At 47.4% G+C, this 19,757-nt stretch carries 20 protein-coding genes and 3 pseudogenes; all 23 read left to right on the top strand.

Annotated elements, in window-relative coordinates:
* The first annotated feature begins 21 nt into the window (after window positions 1-21).
* The 23 genes and pseudogenes from ASL14_RS01375 to ASL14_RS01270 all read left to right on the top strand — a co-directional run bounded on the left by ASL14_RS01375 (window position 22) and on the right by ASL14_RS01270 (window position 19,718).
* On the top strand, window positions 22-246 hold the full coding sequence (locus ASL14_RS01375) for a flagellar FlbD family protein (RefSeq protein ID WP_014281086.1): 225 nt from the start codon (window positions 22-24) through the stop codon (window positions 244-246).
* Window positions 243-716 carry a flagellar basal body-associated FliL family protein gene (locus tag ASL14_RS01370; RefSeq protein ID WP_134910129.1) on the top strand — a complete coding sequence of 158 codons (474 nt, stop codon included), beginning with the start codon at window positions 243-245 and terminating at the stop codon, window positions 714-716. Before ASL14_RS01375 ends, ASL14_RS01370 begins: the two co-directional genes overlap by 4 nt.
* Window positions 717-758: 42 nt before the next feature.
* Window positions 759-1,757 carry a flagellar motor switch protein FliM gene (gene fliM / locus ASL14_RS01365; protein ID WP_134910127.1) on the top strand — a complete coding sequence of 333 codons (999 nt, stop codon included), beginning with the start codon at window positions 759-761 and terminating at the stop codon, window positions 1,755-1,757.
* Entirely contained in the window at window positions 1,747-3,054 is a 1,308-nt protein-coding gene (gene fliY, locus ASL14_RS01360) for a flagellar motor switch phosphatase FliY (protein WP_134910125.1), read from the top strand. Before fliM ends, fliY begins: the two co-directional genes overlap by 11 nt.
* A gap of 29 nt (window positions 3,055-3,083) precedes the next feature.
* Entirely contained in the window at window positions 3,084-3,449 is a 366-nt protein-coding gene (locus ASL14_RS01355) for a response regulator (protein ID WP_014281090.1), read from the top strand.
* A gap of 12 nt (window positions 3,450-3,461) precedes the next feature.
* The gene (locus ASL14_RS01350) at window positions 3,462-3,995 is read left to right on the top strand and encodes a flagellar biosynthetic protein FliO (protein WP_134910123.1); all 534 of its coding nucleotides are present in this window, start codon (window positions 3,462-3,464) and stop codon (window positions 3,993-3,995) included.
* Window positions 3,992-4,747 carry a flagellar type III secretion system pore protein FliP gene (fliP, locus tag ASL14_RS01345; protein ID WP_134910122.1) on the top strand — a complete coding sequence of 252 codons (756 nt, stop codon included), beginning with the start codon at window positions 3,992-3,994 and terminating at the stop codon, window positions 4,745-4,747. Before ASL14_RS01350 ends, fliP begins: the two co-directional genes overlap by 4 nt.
* 37 nt (window positions 4,748-4,784) lie before the next feature.
* A complete protein-coding gene (gene fliQ, locus ASL14_RS01340; RefSeq protein ID WP_014281093.1) occupies window positions 4,785-5,054 on the top strand; it encodes a flagellar biosynthesis protein FliQ in 270 nt (89 codons plus the stop codon).
* Between the two features lie 9 nt (window positions 5,055-5,063).
* Complete coding sequence (gene fliR, locus ASL14_RS01335; RefSeq protein WP_044644860.1) at window positions 5,064-5,849, top strand: flagellar biosynthetic protein FliR; 786 nt, start codon at window positions 5,064-5,066, stop codon at window positions 5,847-5,849.
* Window positions 5,849-6,961: a flagellar biosynthesis protein FlhB gene (gene flhB / locus ASL14_RS01330; RefSeq protein ID WP_134910120.1), complete on the top strand. Its 1,113-nt coding sequence runs from the start codon at window positions 5,849-5,851 to the stop codon at window positions 6,959-6,961. Before fliR ends, flhB begins: the two co-directional genes overlap by 1 nt.
* Before the next feature lie 23 nt (window positions 6,962-6,984).
* Complete coding sequence (locus ASL14_RS29435) at window positions 6,985-8,184, top strand: FHIPEP family type III secretion protein (RefSeq protein WP_442953208.1); 1,200 nt, start codon at window positions 6,985-6,987, stop codon at window positions 8,182-8,184.
* A pseudogene (locus ASL14_RS29430) lies at window positions 8,108-9,014 on the top strand (FHIPEP family type III secretion protein). Before ASL14_RS29435 ends, ASL14_RS29430 begins: the two are co-directional and overlap by 77 nt.
* Window positions 9,011-10,450, top strand: a complete 1,440-nt coding sequence (flhF, locus tag ASL14_RS01320; RefSeq protein ID WP_134910118.1) for a flagellar biosynthesis GTPase FlhF — start codon at window positions 9,011-9,013, stop codon at window positions 10,448-10,450. Before ASL14_RS29430 ends, flhF begins: the two are co-directional and overlap by 4 nt.
* Window positions 10,447-11,334: a MinD/ParA family protein gene (locus tag ASL14_RS01315; RefSeq protein ID WP_134910116.1), complete on the top strand. Its 888-nt coding sequence runs from the start codon at window positions 10,447-10,449 to the stop codon at window positions 11,332-11,334. The genes flhF and ASL14_RS01315 overlap by 4 nt, the downstream gene beginning before the upstream one ends.
* Window positions 11,335-11,365: 31 nt before the next feature.
* A complete protein-coding gene (locus ASL14_RS01310; RefSeq protein ID WP_134910114.1) occupies window positions 11,366-12,880 on the top strand; it encodes a chemotaxis protein CheB in 1,515 nt (504 codons plus the stop codon).
* A 33-nt stretch (window positions 12,881-12,913) separates the two neighbouring features.
* Complete coding sequence (locus tag ASL14_RS01305) at window positions 12,914-15,013, top strand: chemotaxis protein CheA (protein ID WP_134910112.1); 2,100 nt, start codon at window positions 12,914-12,916, stop codon at window positions 15,011-15,013.
* 60 nt (window positions 15,014-15,073) lie between these two features.
* Window positions 15,074-15,535, top strand: a complete 462-nt coding sequence (locus ASL14_RS01300) for a chemotaxis protein CheW (RefSeq protein ID WP_014281101.1) — start codon at window positions 15,074-15,076, stop codon at window positions 15,533-15,535.
* Between the two features lie 3 nt (window positions 15,536-15,538).
* Window positions 15,539-16,165 (top strand): chemotaxis protein CheC, encoded by a 627-nt coding sequence (locus ASL14_RS01295; RefSeq protein WP_134910110.1) that lies wholly within the window; start codon window positions 15,539-15,541, stop codon window positions 16,163-16,165.
* Window positions 16,158-16,655 carry a chemotaxis protein CheD gene (locus tag ASL14_RS01290; RefSeq protein WP_025684946.1) on the top strand — a complete coding sequence of 166 codons (498 nt, stop codon included), beginning with the start codon at window positions 16,158-16,160 and terminating at the stop codon, window positions 16,653-16,655. The genes ASL14_RS01295 and ASL14_RS01290 overlap by 8 nt, the downstream gene beginning before the upstream one ends.
* A 2-nt stretch (window positions 16,656-16,657) precedes the next feature.
* Window positions 16,658-17,079, top strand: a pseudogene (locus tag ASL14_RS01285) (hypothetical protein).
* Between the two features lie 5 nt (window positions 17,080-17,084).
* On the top strand, window positions 17,085-17,873 hold the full coding sequence (locus ASL14_RS01280; protein WP_134910108.1) for a FliA/WhiG family RNA polymerase sigma factor: 789 nt from the start codon (window positions 17,085-17,087) through the stop codon (window positions 17,871-17,873).
* A 45-nt stretch (window positions 17,874-17,918) separates the two neighbouring features.
* A pseudogene (locus ASL14_RS01275) lies at window positions 17,919-19,321 on the top strand (DUF342 domain-containing protein).
* A gap of 76 nt (window positions 19,322-19,397) precedes the next feature.
* A complete protein-coding gene (locus ASL14_RS01270; protein WP_134910106.1) occupies window positions 19,398-19,718 on the top strand; it encodes a hypothetical protein in 321 nt (106 codons plus the stop codon).
* The last annotated feature ends 39 nt before the right edge of the window (window positions 19,719-19,757 follow it).

Genomic DNA, 19,757 nt, shown 5'->3' with positions numbered 1-19,757 from the left:
TATCAGGAGGATGGTGTTACGATGATCCCGTTAACGCGGCTAAACGGCTCGCCTATGTGGCTTAATGCTCTGCTCATTGAGACTGTGGAGGAAACGCCGGATACATACGTCACTTTAGTGACGGGGAAACGGTTGATTGTATTGGAAAAAGCGGCAGATGTCGTCTCCTTGATCAAGGGTTACAGCCGTGAAATCGGCATACATGCCGCCACGATAAAAGTGCAACAAATGGAGGAAGACGAATGAAAAAGATGCTGCCATGGCTCATTACAATTTTACTCGCGATTACTTTGATTGCAGGTGCGGCCTTTGTACTTATACCAGCGCTTAGCGGGAAAAAGTCGGAAGTCACTCCAAATGCGCAAGCTGCTCAAGCAGAACAGCTTCCCCGACTGACAGCAGATGAATTGGTGGAAGTAAGTTCTGAAATTACTGGTATCAAAACCAATCTGGCAGACGCCGATTATATTGTGCAGATGAATCTTGCTTTTCAATTAAACGATGCCAAAGCAAAGGAATCTTTTGAAAAAATCAAGGACATCAGTATCAAGCCAATCGTTATTCAATTACTTGCAGACACCAAGCCTGATGAGCTCAGAACAGCTAAAGGCCGGGACCAGTTCAGTGACAAGCTGACGGATCTTATCAACAAGTCGCTCCCTGAAGGTCACCTGGGGAACGCCAAAATTACAGACTTTTTGCTGGCAGCCATTTGATTCCAGGTGAACTTGTCAGAACATGTAAGGGGGTGAATAACATTGGTGGATATAATGTCGCAAGGGGAAATTGATGCCCTTTTAGCAGCTCTATCGTCCGGTGAAATGGATGCGGAAGAACTTAAAAAGGAAGATACCCAAAAGAAAGTTCGCGCTTATGACTTCAAAAGAGCGCTTCGGTTTTCCAAGGATCATATTCGGAGTTTGACGCGGATACACGAAAATTTTGCGCGGTATCTGACCACTTATTTTTCAGCACAACTCCGGACGTTTGTCCAAATTAATGTCGTTCAGGTGGAGCAGCTTCCTTATGATGAATTCATTCGCTCCATTCCAAAAATGACCATTTTGAACATTTTTGAAGCTGAGCCGCTGGAAGGACGCATGGTGCTTGAGGTTCACCCGAACGTAGCTTTTGCAATGCTGGACAGGCTTCTCGGAGGAACCGGAACAGCGCCGTCCAAGGTTAACGCGTTGACAGAAATTGAGACGACAATTATGGAGCGGATTTTTAGTCGTACCTTTGACAGCCTGCAAGAGGCTTGGAAAACGGTATTGGATATTGAACCGCGTTTGGAGGCAATGGAAACCAATCCGCAGTTTATGCAGATTGTTTCACCAAATGAAACGATTGCCCTAATCTCACTTAGTACCAAAATTGGTGATACCACAGGGATGATTAACCTTTGTATCCCGCACGTGGTATTGGAGCCGATTATGGCTAGACTGTCCACGCACCAGTGGTTTACATCCGAAAAGAAATCAAGGGCGCCTGAAGAGATTGACGCCTTGAGGTTACGGGTCACGAAAGCGCAACTTCCCATTATTGCTGAGCTAGGTGAATCCCGAATAAATGTGGCCGAGTTTTTGGGCCTTTCGGTGGGGGATGTCATTTCATTGAACAAACCCGTCAAGGAAGGGCTCTCCATCCGGGTGGGCGAAAAACTGAAATTCTTGGGAAGTCCCGGCATGGTAAAAGATCGTGTTGCCGTACAGATTGATGAAATTGTCAGCGAAGGAGTTGAAGAAATTGACGAGTAAAGACTATTTGTCCCAGGAGGAAATTGATGCCCTGCTGAAACAGTCGGAAGCGGGCACAGATTCTACTCCCGCCAAAAAGACCGTTGACGATTTTCTGACTCCTCTGGAGCAGGATGCTCTCGGAGAGATCGGTAATATTACGTTCGGCAGCGCAGCGACAGCTCTTTCCACACTGCTCGGTCAAAAGGTTGATATTACAACCCCTAAAGTTTCAATTATTACCCGTTCTCAATTCGAAACAACTTTTCCTAAGCCGCACGTAGCGGTACATGTGAATTATGTAGATGGATTTGAGGGTATTAACTCGCTCGTGATCAAAAAGCGTGATGCGCAGGTCATAGCGGATTTGATGCTTGGCGGTGAAGGAAATCCGGTAGATGAAGAATTGAATGAAATTCATATCAGCGCTGTGCAGGAAGCGATGAACCAGATGATGGGCTCGTCGGCAACCTCAATGTCTACCATGTTTAACCGTTTTGTTAATATTTCTCCGCCTGGAATTGATATTTTGGATCCAATGCATGGTGATGGAGTATCCAGCCTGCCAGATGAACAGACGCTGATTACAGTATCCTTCCGTTTGTTGATCGGTGACCTGATTGACTCTACATTGATGCAACTGTTGCCTGTGCATTTTGCTAAAAAGATGGTGAGCATTCTGATGAATGGCGGAGAGGAAGATGAGCAACCGCAAGCCTCCGCACAGCAAGTAGCTGCAACGGCCGCTCCAGAAGTACCGCAACAAACTGAGATTCCGCAACAGCAACCCGCACCAACGTATCAACAGCCGCCTGTAGCCGCACAGGTGCCTGCACAGACGCCGCAGGATGCAGGTTATGGACAGCAACCGCCTATGTACCCTCAAGACCCTGGATACGGTCAGCAGGGAGTACCAGGTTATGGGATGCCTGGAGGTGCACCACCGCAGGCCCCTTATGGAGCGCCTCATCATTATGGTTCGATACCGGGACGAAATGTAAATGTGCAGCCTGTACAATTTTCAAACTTGCAATCCGGTGCATTTGCGCAAGTGGATGAAAACAATTTAAATTTATTGATGGACATTCCCCTTAGAGTCACCGTAGAATTAGGAAGGACCCAAAAGCAAATTAAAGATATTCTAGAGCTCTCACAAGGTTCAATTATTGAACTGGACAAGCTTGCCGGGGAGCCGGTGGACATTCTGGTTAACAACAAACTGATTGCCAAAGGCGAGGTTGTCGTAATCGACGAGAACTTCGGCGTGCGTGTGACGGATATTGTAAGCCAATGGGACCGTATTCAGAAATTACAATAATAGCATAATTTAGGGAGGATTTATTTCAGATGGCAAACCGTATTTTGATCGTGGACGATGCTGCATTTATGAGAATGATGATTCGGGACATCCTGTCCAAAAATGGATATGAAGTAGTAGGAGAGGCCCAGGATGGATCACAGGCTATTGAAAAATTCAAGGAGCTTCGTCCGGACCTGATTACGATGGATATTACGATGCCCGAAATGGACGGCATTGCCGCTCTGAAGGAAATCAAAAAAATTGACGCGAACGCAAAGGTCATCATGTGCTCCGCGATGGGTCAGCAAGCAATGGTTATTGATGCCATCCAAGCAGGCGCAAAAGATTTTATCGTTAAGCCTTTCCAATCGGATCGGGTTATCGAAGCCATCAACAAAACATTGGGTGTGTAAGGCGCATCCGCTATGGATACAAAACAGGGTGCCTCTGACGCATTGAGTACATCCAGCAATATAGGCAACATTGCCTGGGTCCTTTTCGTGCTGATCTTTATCATCGTACTTATCGTGTACTTGATACGGTTTTTGAGTAAAAGAAATCAGAGCTGGTTCAGCAACCGCTCCGTTCGCATACTGGGAGGCGTGGGGCTGGGCCCTAACAAATCCCTTCAGCTTGTTGAAGTTGGTAGCAGTGTGTATCTCATTGGTGTGGGAGAAGATATCCGGCTTGTTGACAAAGTATCCGATCCTGAAGAAGTGGAGCAAATTTTGGCCGCACTGGAGCAGGAAGCTTCTCTGCAGCGCGGCCCGATTGCCCCGCTATTCGCTAAAATTGCGGGTAAGCTTCGCCGGAACACCGCGGCACAGCAGCAGCCTGAAGAGGAAACGTCTTTTCACGAGATGTTCGAATCCAAGCTTCGGCAAATGCCGAATCGCAAGGATAAACTCGAAAAGCTGCGCAATGAGGAGAATACTACAGATCGGTCGGGAGATTCATGAGAAAAAAGATTATACTTGCATGTTTGCTGCTCGTCTTGTTCAGCTTCATTTCGGTGACGGCGGCCTCTGCGGAACCGATCCCGAACATTGATATACAAGTCGGCAACTCGGACAAAGGACAGCCCGGTGCCACCTCGCTGTCTATTATTTTACTTATTACTGTCATCAGTGTAGCGCCCGCTTTGCTTGTGCTTATGACGAGCTTTACGCGAATTGTGATCGTGCTGGGCTTTGTTCGCACCTCGCTGGGGACCCAGCAGATGCCGCCTAACCAGGTGCTTGTCGGACTGGCCTTGTTTCTTACCTTATTTATAATGGCCCCGACGTTCTCCGCTATGAACGAGACTGCGCTCCAGCCGTATCTCAAGGGGGATTTAACGCAATCTCAGGCGCTGGACAAGGCTGCGGTACCCATCAAGACCTTTATGTTCTCTCATACACGGGAGAAGGATCTACTGCTCTTTATGAAATACACCAAGATGGAAAAACCGAAAAACTATCAGGATATCCCATTAACGGTGATGGTTCCGGCTTACGCTATCAGTGAGTTAAAGACAGCATTTCAGATGGGCTTCATGATATTTATACCGTTTTTGGTCATTGACATTGTGGTGGCGAGTACGCTCATGGCTATGGGGATGATGATGCTGCCGCCGGTGATGATTTCGCTTCCTTTTAAAATACTGCTGTTTGTGCTCGTAGACGGTTGGTATCTGGTCGTCAAATCATTGCTTCTAAGCTTTAACACATGAATATTTCCCACAGGGACAGCAATCAAGGAGGACGGCAATGACTTCGGAGTTTATTATTTCCCTTGCCGGACAAGCGGTGTACACAGTGCTTAAAGTTAGCGCTCCGATGCTGATTTTGGGATTGGTCGTCGGTTTGATTATCAGTATTTTTCAGGCGACAACCCAAATTCAGGAGCAGACTTTGGCATTTGTTCCGAAGATTGTCGCCGTATTACTGGCATTGCTCTTGTTCGGACCATGGATATTGACGACATTAGTGGATTTTACGTTTAACATTCTGGACAATTTGTACAAATATATAGGTTAGGCTGAAGTTATGGACATGTTGTTACAGAGTTTTCCTGTTTTTTTGCTGATTTTTTGTCGGATTACCTCGTTTTTTGTAGTAGCGCCTATTTTTTCAACCCGAGGAGTACCTAATATCTTTAAGGTTGGTATATCGGGATTTCTCGCATTGATCGTGTATCTCACTTATGGTACGCATCAGCAAGTACCGACGGATGCAGCGTATGTGCTGTTGGTGGGTCGCGAGGTGTTGATTGGGTTGTTGCTGGGTTTTACCGCTTATTTATTCATGACAGCGATCCAAACCGCAGGTTCCTTTATTGACCTTCAGGTAGGTTTCGGGATGGCCAGTGTGTTTGACCCGATGACAGGAGCTTCGTCGCCTTTAACGGGAAATTTCAAGTTTGCGATAGCCGTGTTGCTCTTTTTAAGCTTAAACGGGCATCATCACCTGATAAACGCTATTTTATACAGCTATGATTGGGTGCCGCTGACGAATGATTTTTTTGTAAAGCTGTATGGAGGCAGTGTGACGGAATTTCTGATCCGTTCCTTTGCTGAATCTTTTATGCTGGCTTTTCAAATTGCTGCTCCTATAGTAGTAGCTACTTTTTTAACGGATGTGGGACTCGGATTTTTGGCTAAAACGGCTCCGCAGTTTAACATTTTTGTCATTGGTGTGCCGCTTAAAATTATTGTGGGACTGTTCATGTTATTGCTTCTTATGCCGAGTTTTGCTTTTATCTTTGAAAAATTGTTTACTGTGATGTTCGAATCCATGCGCAACTTGTTGGATATTATGGGTAACCGTCCTTAATGTCTGGTTTGGGGGAACGTAGTTTGTCATTTAAATATGCTATGAACCTGCAGTTGTTCTCAGGGGAAAAAACGGAAAAAGCCACACCCAAAAAGAAACAGGATGCCAGGCAAAAAGGGCAGGTTGCAAAAAGTATGGAGTTGCCCGCAGCGGGTGTCCTGCTGGTCACGTTTTTCTGTCTTATGATTTTCGGCGGGTATTTCAAGGATCATGCAGTTCGCTTGTTTCGGGATATTTTTGTAAACCGGTTATCGATGGAGGTAACGCCGAACACGACAATGCTGATGATGGGTGAGTATGGCGTGCAAATCATGATTATGCTGGCGCCTATTTTTATTGGGGCCATTGTCATCGGGGTAGCTGCGAATTACATGCAGATCGGTTTCTTGTTAACTGGAGAGGGGATTACGCCCAAGTTTAGCAAGATTGACCCGATTAAAGGATTTAAAAATATTTTTTCCATGCGGTCACTGGTTGAATTCCTGAAATCTGTTTTAAAAATGACCGTGATCGGTTATCTGGTGTACAGCGTGCTGTGGAAAACAAAAGCAGACTTACCCAAGCTGGCCGAAATGTCCGGTGACCAAATGTTGAGCTTTACGGCTTCATTAACAATGGAGCTGGGACTCAAAATTGGTGTGGTTCTGTTCGTTTTAGCAGTATTGGATTATATGTATCAACGCTATGAGCATGAGAAAAATCTGAAAATGTCCAAACAGGACATCAAGGATGAATACAAGAAAATGGAGGGTGACCCGCTGATCAAAGGGAAAATTCGCGAACGGCAGCGCCGAATGGCTATGCAGCGCATGATGCAGGAAGTTCCCAATGCAGATGTCATCATTACCAACCCTACGCACTTTGCTGTGGCTTTGAAATATGACGGTTCGGAGATGGAGGCGCCGCAGATTATTGCGAAAGGGCAAGATTACGTAGCGCTCCGAATTAAGGAAATTGCCAAGCAAAACGGCGTTATAACGATGGAAAACAAGCCGCTGGCACGGGCGCTGTTTCAAAGAGCCGAAATCGGGGATGCGATTCCAGCCGATCTGTTCCAGGCTGTTGCCGAAGTGCTGGCGTATGTATATAAATTAAAAGGTAAAGTGAAATAAAGGGATCGGAGGCCAAGAGACCCGTGAAAATAAAAGAAATAACCGTCCTTGCAGGCGTCATCGGCATCGTTCTTATGATGATTCTACCGATCCCTTCATGGTTGCTCGACATTTTGCTCGTGATTAACATATCGATTGCTTTGATGATTCTACTCGTTTCTATGAACACGAAGGAAGCTTTACAGTTTTCTATTTTTCCTTCATTGCTGCTTATCACAACGTTGTTTCGTCTGGCGCTTAACATTTCTACGACCAAGCTCATTTTAGGTGAGGGACATGCCGGAGAAGTCGTGGCTACGTTTGGTAGTTGGATTGCAGGCGGACAAATTGCAGTCGGTTTTGTTGTCTTCCTGATTCTCGTGGTTGTGCAGTTTATCGTGATCACCAAGGGCTCCGAGCGGGTTGCTGAGGTAGGCGCAAGGTTTACGCTGGACGCGATGCCGGGTAAACAAATGAGTATTGATGCCGACCTGAATGCAGGTCTGATCAACGAACAGCAAGCCCGTGAACGGCGTAGTAAAATCGAACGGGAAGCGGATTTTTACGGAGCAATGGACGGTGCTAGTAAATTTGTTAAAGGTGACGCCATTGCGAGTATTATCATTTTGATTATCAACCTGGTCGGCGGTTTCATTATTGGTATGGCTGTTCAGGGTAAAGGGTTTCAGGAGGCGCTGTCGACTTACTCCGTTCTGACCATTGGTGATGGACTGGTCAGCCAGATCCCCGCATTGCTCATATCCACGGCGTCAGGCTTGATCGTTACACGAGCTACGTCTGATGGAAACTTGGCGGATGATTTGACGGATCAGCTCTTTTCATATCCAAAGCTAATTTACATTGTGGCTGCCACGATTGCTTTGTTGGGCTTGTTTACTCCTATTCATATCATTACGACCCTTCCACTGGCTGTTCTGCTGTTTTTTGCGGCCCGAAGAATGCAGGGCAATATGGAACGTAAGCAGATTGCTGATGAGCAGATGGAAGAAGAGCAACAGATCGAAGAGGTTCGCAGTCCGGAAAGTGTTATTAATTTGCTTCAGGTGGACCCAATCGAATTCGAGTTTGGATACGGGCTGATTCCACTGGCTGATACACAGCAGGGCGGGGATTTGCTGGATCGGATTATTATGATCCGTCGTCAATGTGCGCTGGAGCTGGGATTGGTTGTGCCGGTCATTCGCATACGGACAATATCCAGCTCAAGCCAAACGAGTATGTAATCAAATTAAAGGCAATACGGTAGGCGGCGGGGAATTGCTGTTGAACCATTATCTGGCGATGAGCCCAGGATACGACGACGATTCCATTACGGGTATTGAAACGACAGAACCAGCCTTCGGATTGCCTGCGCTCTGGATTGATGAGAATACCAAGGATGTTGCGGAGCTTTCCGGTTATACGGTTGTGGACCCTCCTTCGGTCGTAGCTACTCATTTGACAGAGACGATCAAGAAACACGCCCACGAGTTGCTTGGCAGACAAGAAACGCGGTCGCTGGTCGACAATCTCAAGGAAAATTATCCAGTGCTTGTGGACGATCTTATTCCTTCCGTATTGGCGATTGGAGATGTACAAAAAGTGCTGGCCAAGCTGTTAAAAGAAAAATATCCATCCGCGATATGGTGACCATTTTTGAAACACTGGCTGATTACGGCACTTATACAAAAGATCCGGACGTGCTGACTGAATATGTCCGTCAGGCGTTGTCCGCCAGATTACGCAGCAGTTCGCCCAGCAGGGAGAGACACTACGTGTCATTACCGTGGGACCAGGGCTGGAGAAGAAAATTGCCGAAAGCGTGCAACAGTCGGAGCAGGGCAGCTATCTGGCTCTTGATCCGGTATCAACGCAGACGGTGTATCAAAGGATGATGGAGCAAATCAACCGTCTCATTCAATCCGGGCAGCAGCCTATCGTACTAACGTCACCGACGATTCGTATGTATTTGCGGCAAGTGATGGAACGGACGATGCAGGATGTCCCGGTACTGTCGTACAGTGAGCTAGAGCCGAACGTTGAAATTCAAAGTGTCGGGGTGGTGAACTTATGAGAGTGAAACGATATGTAGTGGATACAATGCCGGAAGCCATGATGCAAATCAGAGGTGACTTTGGAACGGATGCCGTCATTTTGAGCACCAAGGAAATGAAGATCGGCGGATTTATGGGTATGTTCGGTAAAAAGAAAATCGAAGTCGTCGCTGCGGTAGAGGAGCAGCAGCTTCAAAAACCACGACGGACTCAACCGTCACAGGAACCTTATGTTGAGGCTTTTCCACCCATGAATGCTCCTGAGCAGCAGGAAGCACCGTCGTCACCAGTGGTCCCCAGACAAGCCGCTCCAGAAGCCTATCGACGGGTAACGCAGATGACGAACGGTTCCAAAGAGGGATTGGCTGATTTGATGGCTGCGGCCGAACAAGTTGCCCCAGGCACAGAACGTTCTTCATACGGAGCAGGTTATAGTGTGGAAGCTGAAAATGAAGCTTTTAACAACAAAGCAGCAGTTCCGAAAAAGGTAACATCCAACGAGTTGTTTAAGCAAGCGTCGGAGGCAAGCATTCCAGACAAGATGGGGGCAGAGGAAAATCAATCCCTGCTTTATGAATTACGGGAAATGAAAGCCATGATGACTCGAATTTCCCGTAATTCTACGATGGAAAACACTTGGCCGGAACCGTTACAAGAGATTTGTGAGCGTATGCTGGAGCAAGAAGTGGAACGCGATTTGCTGGAGCATTGGCTGGAACGGGTATATGAGCGCCGAAGTGAGCATCCATCTGATCCTGAATCTTTTGATTGGGAGCAGGCCCTTCGTGCAGAAGTGACCGGATTCATTCGGGAAAGGCTGGACAAGGGCATCTCGAAAGATACCAAAATTGTCTATGTGGCAGGTCCAACCGGAGTAGGAAAAACGACGACCATTGCGAAGTTGGCAGCGGAACAGTTGTTTAAGCATCACCGCAAAGTCGGATTTATTACCTCGGACACGTACCGTATCTCGGCCGTCGAGCAGTTGCGTACATATGCTACGATTTTGAATGTGCCGCTTGAAGTTGTGCAATCTCCCGGAGATGTTCACAGAGCCATTCAACGTCTGGAGCATTGTGACTTGATCCTGATGGATACCGCAGGACGAAATTATCGTAATGAGCTACTCGTTTCCGAATTGCAAAGTCTGCTTTCACCTATTAAGGAAAGTGAGACGTATCTGGTGCTTAGCCTAACATCCAAAAGCAAAGATATGCTCAACATAACTGGACATTTCAATAAGTTTGGCCTTGGTAAGGTTGTATTTACCAAAATGGATGAGACAGGTAGTTGCGGCGGTTTGTTTAATCTGTTGCACCAGTTTCCAATGCAGTTGGCCTATATTACGAACGGTCAAAATGTGCCTGATGATCTGCTGCATCCAGATACAGAAATGGTGACAAGCCTGCTGTTCGGAGCCACAGAATCGTCAGGAGATACCGGGGATTCTGTATGAGTGACCAAGCCCAATCTCTTAGACAAATGGCTTCTGCCCTGGATAAGTATCGACTACCTGCACGTAATCGCCATGCGAAAATAGTGACAGTCACCAGTGGTAAGGGCGGTGTGGGCAAGTCCAATTTCACCCTTAATTTTGCTTTGGCCTTGCAATCGCTTGGGCGAAAGGTACTCGTATTTGATGCTGATATCGGTATGGCCAATATTGATGTGTTGATGGGTGCCAACTCAAGATACAATCTTCTTCATCTGTTAAAACGTGAAAAATCAATGGCCGAAATTGTTCAAACGGGCTTGGGAGGCTTGCCTTATATTGCTGGAGGATCTGGCCTGAGCGAGCTGTTCTCGTTATCCGATGACGATCTGAATTACTTTGCCGATGAGGTGGAGAAAATTGCGGCAGATATGGATTATGTTTTGTTTGACACTGGCGCGGGGTTATCTAAAGAAAACCTGAAATTCATAACATCCGCTGACGAGTGTATGGTCGTAACTACGCCAGAGCCGACGTCTTTGACGGATGCTTATGCGCTGATCAAAGTCGTCAGTGGATTGCAAAAGGATACAGTATTCAAAATTATAGTCAATCGTGCCGATAACGATAATGAGGCCCGTCAAGTTGCCGATAAGATAGCTCTGGTTGCGCGACGCTTTTTGGAGATCGACATTCCGTTGCTGGGACATATCAGTGATGATACGCATGTCATGCAGGCAGTCAAAAGGCAGGTGCCTTTTTCAATTGCTTATCCGGGATGTACGGCATCCAGAGATGTGTTGAATCTGGCGCACCGTTTTGCAGCGATGCCACAGACTCCGCAATCAGGTACTTTGAGCGGAATCAAAGGGTTTATGCAAAAATGGTTGCGGCGTTCGGCACATTGATTTTGACTGAAAGGAAACAGAGGTGTTTAACATGTGTGCTTACCGGGTGCTGGTTGTGGATGATTCGGCCTTTATGCGCAAAATTATTTCAGATTTAATTGTAAAAGATGAGTCGTTCGACATCGCAGGTACAGCCGCCAACGGCAAAGAGGCTGTAGAGAAAGTGAAGGAGTTACAGCCTGACCTAGTCACAATGGATGTCGAGATGCCTGAAATGAATGGCCTTGAAGCGCTTCCTCTTATTATGGCGGCCCATCCGCTTCCGGTCATTATGCTCTCTGGTATTAATGAACAGGGTATGAAGGAGACCATTATGGCTCTGGAAGCAGGAGCTTTCGATTTTATACGGAAGCCCTCCATCTCTCACGCGCAGGATATCAAGCAGGTGGGCAAGGCGCTACTGGAGCAGATGCACACCGCTATGCTAGCAGTCCGCAGCCGATTGGAGCGCAAGGAAGCTAACGAACGAAAAGCAGCGCTGGAGCAGACTACAGAAGGACAAGCTTTAGCTGACATGGGAACGGAAGGTAAAGAAGCTACAGACAAGGCTCCTATTGCAACTGCTGCACCGGTTCCGCCGAAGCGGGATGCTGGCAAGTCCGTTCCGGCAGCCAAGTCGGCCGCGAAACGGCCGCAGACAGGAAGTTCTGTACCTGACAGCCATTTAAATAAGCCAGTCGCCCAGCCGCGGAAGACCGCCCAAGCACCTGCTACGCAGAAGAAGGAAGAGCCGCCCAAGGGAGTTGAACGTGCGACAAGGCAACTGAATACTTCGGGTACGTCCGCAGCTAAATCGCAGCACAGCACGGATAAGGCAGGGCTTATCAAACCTGAGCCCCGGAAATCGGTGTCTACACCGATGCCTTCGACTCCAGTTGCTTCTTCGGCTGTTACGCCCCCAGTGAGGGCACCCATTGTTCAGTCAGCGCCCAAGGGGTTCTCCCTAAAAAAAGGAGTATATTCGCCCAACTTCCGCAAGCTGGTCGCAGTCGGATGCTCTACCGGTGGTCCGCGTGCGCTCAAGACGTTGTTGGAACGCATTCCCGGGGATTTTCCCGCCCCGATTGTCATTGTGCAGCATATGCCGCCCAACTTTACCCGTTCGCTGGCACAGCGTCTGAATACGTTGAGTCCGCTCCGGGTGGTTGAAGCCGAGCAGGGGATGACGCTGGAGACTGGAACAGCTTATATCGCTCCGGGAGGATATCAATTGAGAATTGTGCCGGGAGCCAGTGGTAAATACACAGTGTCACTGAAGACGGAAGAAGCTCGTAACGGTCACCGTCCTTCTGTTGACACGATGTTCGAATCGTTACTCCCGTTAACCTCTCTGGAACGGCATCTGGTGTTGCTGACTGGCATGGGTAGCGACGGGGCTAAAATGATGAAAAAGCTTTTTGATGCAGGGGTACAATCCACATTTGCTGAAAATGAGGAAACTTGCGTAGTGTACGGAATGCCCCGCTCGGCCGTAGAGTTAAAATGTGTGCGCCACCTTCTGCCGATGCAGGAGATCGCCCCCAAGCTTGTACAAGTTGTGAAATAATCGGAGTGTAACTCATGGAGGAGGTGTCTCACAATGGACATGAACCAATATTTAAACATGTTTATTGATGAGTCGAATGATCATCTGCAATCTCTTAACGAAAAAATGCTTCAACTGGAAAGTAATCCTACCGATCTGGGCATCGTTCAGGTGATTTTCCGGTCTGCCCATACCCTCAAAGGAATGGCTGCTACAATGGGTTTTGAAGACCTGGCATCGCTCACTCACCAAATGGAGAACGTTCTTGATCTGGTACGTAACAACAAGCTTGCGATGCAGGAATTTATATTCGATACCTTTTTCAAAGGGTTGGATGCGTTGGAGTCCATGGTACAGAACATTACAGAGGGTGGCGATGGAAAAGCGGATGTATCCTCTATTGTAGCTTCACTGCAATCCATCGTGCGTGGCGATTTCCAAAAATCCGGCACAGATACTGTTACTGAGGCGGTTACGCCGAAAAAAGCGGCTGATAGCGAAAGCGCGGGTCTTGTGCTGGATCAATTCCAGTATTCTGTACTGGAGCAATCTATTTCCGAAGGTCATCGGGTTCACTATATACAGGTAACGATTAGCTCAGAAAGCCAGTTGAAGGCTGCGCGTGCCTTTATGGTATTTAATACGCTGGAGAACACTGGTGAAATCGTAAAAGCTTATCCGTCTGTGCAGGATATTGAGCAGGAGAAATTCGAACAAAATTTCTCGTTATATTACATAACGCAGAAAGAGGTAGGAGAGCTGGAAAAGGAAATCGCCAGTATTTCCGAAATCGAGTCCGTCTCCGTTGTACAGCTGGATCAGGAATCGCTTAAGCAAATGAGCGAAGTCAATGCCGGACTGGCAGAAACTGCTGCGGCGCAGGAAGCCCCGGTAGCTGTACAACAACAGTCCGCTGCATCCCAGCCGCAGTCTCCAACTGCGGCCTCCGGCGCTAAGCCAGCCGAGGGTAAAGCTCCAGTAGCCAAGCCAGCAGCGCCTACGCACAACCGTACGATTCGTGTCGACATTGAACGTCTGGACGTATTGATGAATTTGTTCAGTGAATTGCTCATTGACCGTGTACGGTTGGAGCAACTGGCGAGTGAGGCTTCCAATCCGGCATTGACGGAAACGGTAGAGCATATGAGCCGTGTAAGCAGTGATCTGCAAAATGTCGTGCTTAAATTGCGGATGGTACCCGTGGACACAGTTTTCAATCGTTTCCCGCGTATGGTGCGCGACCTGGCCAAATCGCTGGATAAAAAGCTGGATTTGGTTATTACTGGCGCGGACACCGAAATGGACCGTACCGTTATCGACGAGATCGGTGATCCGTTAGTGCATTTACTGCGTAACTCTGTGGATCACGGCATCGAGCCAGTAGCGACCCGTATTGCGGCAGGCAAACCGGAGACAGGAACAGTTCATTTACGTGCTTTCCACAGCGGCAATAACGTGTTCATTGAGATTGAAGATGATGGTAGCGGCATTAATCGCGAGAAGGTACTGAAAAGTGCCATTTCCAAAGGGATTATGACGGAGGAACAAGCAGCTGCAATGACCGATGAAGAGGCCCATCAGGTGCTATTCGCTCCGGGATTCAGCACAGCCGAGGTCATTTCGGACGTTTCAGGACGCGGCGTTGGACTCGATGTAGTTAAATCTAAAATCACTTCCCTTGGCGGTAACGTTACGATTCATTCTGTTCTGGGCAAAGGAACCAATTTTTCTGTACAATTGCCACTGACACTATCCATTATTGCGGCCATGATGATACAGATCGGTTCCGAAAAATATGCGATTCCGTTGTCTTCTATTGTGGAGACCGCGATCGTCAAACGGACACAAATCCGTTCTGTTCATGGCAATAAAATGATCGCTTTCCGCGAATCCCATATTCCGCTTATCTCCTTGAGTCAGTTGTTTGAAGTGCCAGACTTCAATGAGGATGAAGAAGAAGAGACAGAGGTTGTTGTTATTCGCAAGGGTGACCGTTTGGCAGCCCTTTCTGTTCAGGACTTTTTGGGACAAAGTGAAATTGTTCTTAAAAACCTGGGCAAATACCTTCCGAACATCCAGGGAATTTCAGGCGCCACGATTTTGGGTGACGGTCAGGTTGCTTTGATTATCGACCCTAATGTTTTCATTAAATAATGTCTTCATTAAATGAAAGAAATGTGAAATTGCTGACATCCATAAGGAGGGTTTTTAGACATGGGAGAAGAAATTAAAGTTATCGTATTTAAACTTGGTGAAGAAGAATACGGTGTCGAAGTAGAAAAAGTCCAATCCATTGAGCGCATGGTGCCGATTACACGTGTTCCAAGAACATACGATTTTGTCAAAGGCGTATTCAATATGAGAGGCGTGGTCATTCCCGTTATTGATCTGCGGGGTCGCTTTGGATTGTCTGAGGCGGAATACACCGATCAAACCCGGATTATCATCGTTGCAGTGGGTGAGATGCAAGTCGGCTTTATCGTTGATTCGGCGAACGACGTAATTGACCTGAATACCGACAACATTGAGACACCACCGGAAGTCGTTGGCGGAGTCAAGGCTAAATATTTGCGTGGAGTCGCTAAAATCGGTGAAGAGCGCTTGCTCATCATGCTGAATTTGTCTGAGGTGCTGAATCGGAGTGAAATGAACCAACTGGAAGGCTTAGAGGATTAGTTTATGGAGAATCTTGAGAATCTTGGAGATTTCAAGTTGGATGTTTTGAAGGAAGTCGGTAACATTGGTTCGGGGAACGCTGCTACAGCGCTCTCCCGACTTCTGAATAAACCCGTTGATATGGGTGTACCTAAAGTACAGATGCTGCCTTTTGAGGAGATTGCCGAAAAGGTTGGCGGGAATGAGCAACTTGTCGTTGCGATATTTTTCAGAGTCGAGGGCGAAGCTCCAGGCAATCTCTTTTTCATATTGCAACCTCATGCGGCAAAAAGTCTGCTTTCCCGGCTGGCGAATATTCCCTCGGATGATGAGGACAGCTTTAACGAAATGGAGCATTCCGCTCTGTCCGAAATCGGAAATATTTTAGCGGGTTCATACTTGTCCTCATTGGCCGATTTCACCCGGTTGTCCATGTATCCGACTGTTCCTGCACTAGCTTTGGATATGGCCGGTGCCATTCTCAGCTACGGATTGTTACAATTTGGTCAGATGGGGGATGCAGCCCTGTTGATTGACACATCGTTTCTGGAGGGGCAGAATCAGATTGAGGGTCAATTTTTCCTGATTCCGGATCCGGAATCGTTTGGTAAAATATTCAGGTCGTTAGGAGTCCCGATGAACGATGATTGAGGATAAAAGCATCATCAAAGTGGGCATGGCAGACTTGAACGTAACCAGCAATCCAAACTCCATTCGCACGACAGGACTTGGTTCCTGCGTCGGGTTGACCCTCTACGATCCTCATTTAAAACTGGCTGGTATGGCACATGTAATGCTACCGTCATCGGACATTGCACGTGAAGGGCAACTTAACATTGCTAAATACGCCGATACCGCGTTGCCAGAGCTATTTGAGCGGATGCTGAAATTGGGAGCCGAACGCCGCAGACTGGTCGCCAAAATGGCAGGGGGAGCGCAAATGTTCGCCTTTGCCGGCAGCGGGGACACCATGCGAATTGGTCCGCGCAATGTGGAATCATGCAAGGAAATGCTCGTAGATCTCGGTATTCCACTGCTTGCGGAGGATACAGGCGGTAGTTATGGCCGAACGATTGAACTGGACTGTGAAACTGGCGTTTTGAATATTCGAAGCGTACAAAAAGGTGTAAAGGAATTATAATTATGTTATTTGGCAGCTTACGCATTAATCTTTGGTCTGGAGTAGTCGGATTTATCCTGACTTTTGTGTTGTCCACTGGCAGCAATCTGCTGACCACGAGCTTAATTCGTGGCTTGATCGCCTTCGTTTTTTGGTTCCTGCTTGCATTTGTGCTGCGCTGGGCACTGGGTGTCGTAGCGCGGCCAGATCTGGGTAATGCCCAAAGCCGGGCAAGCTCTCAGGTGGATGGCGTAGGGGGAATCTGGACCTGACGACACCAGACGAAGATGAAAACCTAAATGAATTGTTGAAGCCGAAACCAGAGCAGACGGACGGGAAAAACACCGGTTTTGCGCCTTTAAACCCGCCTAAGCTGGTTTCAAACAAGGACCCTGAAGAATTGGCCAAGGCCGTTCGTCACCTGACAGACAAACAAGGAGGGTGAAGCCGATGAACGAGCGAAAAGCCGCTCATTTAAACCATTCCGAACTGTGGGAGCAATGGAAAGAACACGGTGACAAGGAAGCAAAAAAGCAGTTAATTGAAAAGTACCTTCATATTGTGGAGTATGTGTCGGGACGCCTTGCAGTAGGTTTACCTAAAAATGTATCCAAAGATGATCTAGCCAGTAACGGGGTCATGGGCTTGATTGATGCTCTTGAAAAGTTTGACTATGAACGTGGTTTGCAGTTTGAGACTTATGCTTCCTGGCGCGTTCGAGGAGCGATTTTGGATGGTCTTCGCCAAGGAGACTGGGTTCCACGTTCGGTCAGGGAAAAAGCGAAAAAAATTGAGGATGCCTATCAGCATCTGGAGCAGAGATACTTACGCACGGTAAGTGACGAAGAGATGAGCCATTATTTGGACGTCTCTGAAAAAGAGTTTCAAACCATGATCCAGGAGGTCGCCGTTATGTCGATCGTTTCACTGGAGGACCCGATCCGCGAAGAAGAGTCGGAGACACGACTTTCCCTTTTAGTCGATGAAAAAGCGAAAAATCCGGATCACAAGGTCAATGAATTTACACTTCGTGATGCGCTTGCACAAGGCATTGATAAATTGACTGAAAAAGAACGTATCGTTGTTTCTTTATTGTATTACGAGGATTTGTCACTCAGTGAAATCGCTGAGGTCATGTCGCTTTCACCCTCGCGAATTTCACAACTACATTCCAAAGCCATATTGCGGCTGAGAGCGACACTGGACAAACAGCGGGATCTGCTAATGCGTAAAGATTAAACGTACGGGAGGTTACAGTAACAGTTAGACGGAAGGAGCACCCCTGTGGAGAAGCAATATGCTTTGGACCAGTATTTAAAAGTGGTCGTCTCACCCGATAAACTTAGCGCTTATTTGGAGTTTGCCAAACGTGAAGAAGGCTTTTCCTGTTCTGTGGAAGAATTGGAGCGTTTCCTGAATAACCAAAAATAAGTCATGGTTTGATTACTGATGCGATTCATACGTTTGTGGCAAGATCGGAAGATTATTTCTTCACCAAATTACTGATTGCTGAGGGAACACCGCCGATTCATGGCACGGACGGAAAATTAATCTTGCTGAAGTTGTGACTGGTGAAGATGCACATAAGCCGCTCGAAACCATGGATGGACGAGTGGACTATAAAGAATTAACCCGTTTAAAGAATGTAAAGCGTGGACAACTGATTGCCGAGCGGGTTGATCCATTGCCGGGTGTACCTGGTATTGCTGTAACGGGAGAGGAATTCCTTACCTTTCAGGCAAAGAGGCACGGTTTAAAATCGGGAAAAACGTAGTTGTTCATCCAGAGGGCGTTGCAATGTACGCAGCTATCGACGGACTGGTGACTACGACTGAAAAGGGTAAGCTCAATGTGTTTCCCGTATATGAAGTGAACGGTGATGTGGATTATAGCGTCGGCAACATTGACTTTGTTGGAACCGTCGTCATTCGGGGTAATGTCCTGACAGGTTTTCGTATTCGGGCGGCTGGCGACATTCGTGTCATCGGCGGCGTGGAAGGTGCTGAATTGGATGCGGAAGGCTCAGTCGACATCAGTGGCGGTATTATCGGTTACCACAAGGGGTATGTGAAAGCTGCACAAAATGTGAAATGTTCCTTTATCCAGGATGGTAACGTGATTGCAGGTGGCGAAATACTTGTATCCCAAAGCATCATGCACTCCCAGATCAAAGCCAGTAAGAATGTACTTTGCGGAGGGGCTAAAGGACTGATCGTAGGTGGTAGTGTACAAGCTGGCGAAAAGGTAGTGGCGCGCACCATCGGTAATACGATGTCCACGGCCACTATAATCGAAGTAGGTGTACTGCCAGAGTTGCGCGATGAGCTGACTGAACTCCGGGCACGTTTGAAGCAACAGACAGACAGCCAGGATAAGACCAATAAGGCCTCACCATATTGGACCAGCTTGCTGCTGCCGGACAGCTTGCCCCTGATAGAATGGCGATGCGAATCAAGTTGACATCTACCAAAAATCAAATGACAACGAGCTTCTGGAAACCAAATCAAGAATGTTGGAGATTGAACGAACCTTAGAAGATACAAGCCGCGCACGGGTAGAAGTCAAAACGTTATTTACGGCGGCTCTAAAATAGTTATCGGCAGATATACAAATTTATTAAAGATTCGGTGGAAAGAATGGCGTTTTATTATCATGAGGGTGACATCAGCATGTCCTCCTCCGTGTAATCTGGCACAGGAATAACAAGTTTTCTTATTCCTCGGAAAACAGATACGGATGCCCAATCGGAAAGGGTGTGGTCCAATGAGCCTGAAAGCTGTTGAATTACAAATCGCCGTACCTCGTACCAGTGAAGCGGGTAAGTACCAAAGCGAATACCAGCAACGTCCGATGAATGAGCAAGCGTTGTTAGGGCAAAAGACCGAGCAGGAGACAGAAAAGATTCGTCAGCGAAGCAGTGCGGTGGATGAATCTACGGAAACATTCGTCGGTGAGAGGGAAACTGGAGGGCAGGGCAGTCATTCTTCTGGACAGAGTCGATCTCGGTCCAGTGAAAATGAACTGCCAAAGGAGCATCCTGCAGAGCATCCATACAAGGGACATCATATAGATTTTTCGCTCTGATCAGACAGGTGGAAAGCGTTATAAAAGGAGACGATGGGC

The organism is Paenibacillus sp. IHB B 3084 (assembly GCF_001447315.1).
GTDB lineage: Bacteria > Bacillota > Bacilli > Paenibacillales > Paenibacillaceae > Paenibacillus.
The sequence above is the reverse complement of the archived record's forward strand: the minus strand, read 5'-3'. Positions and strand labels throughout refer to the sequence as shown.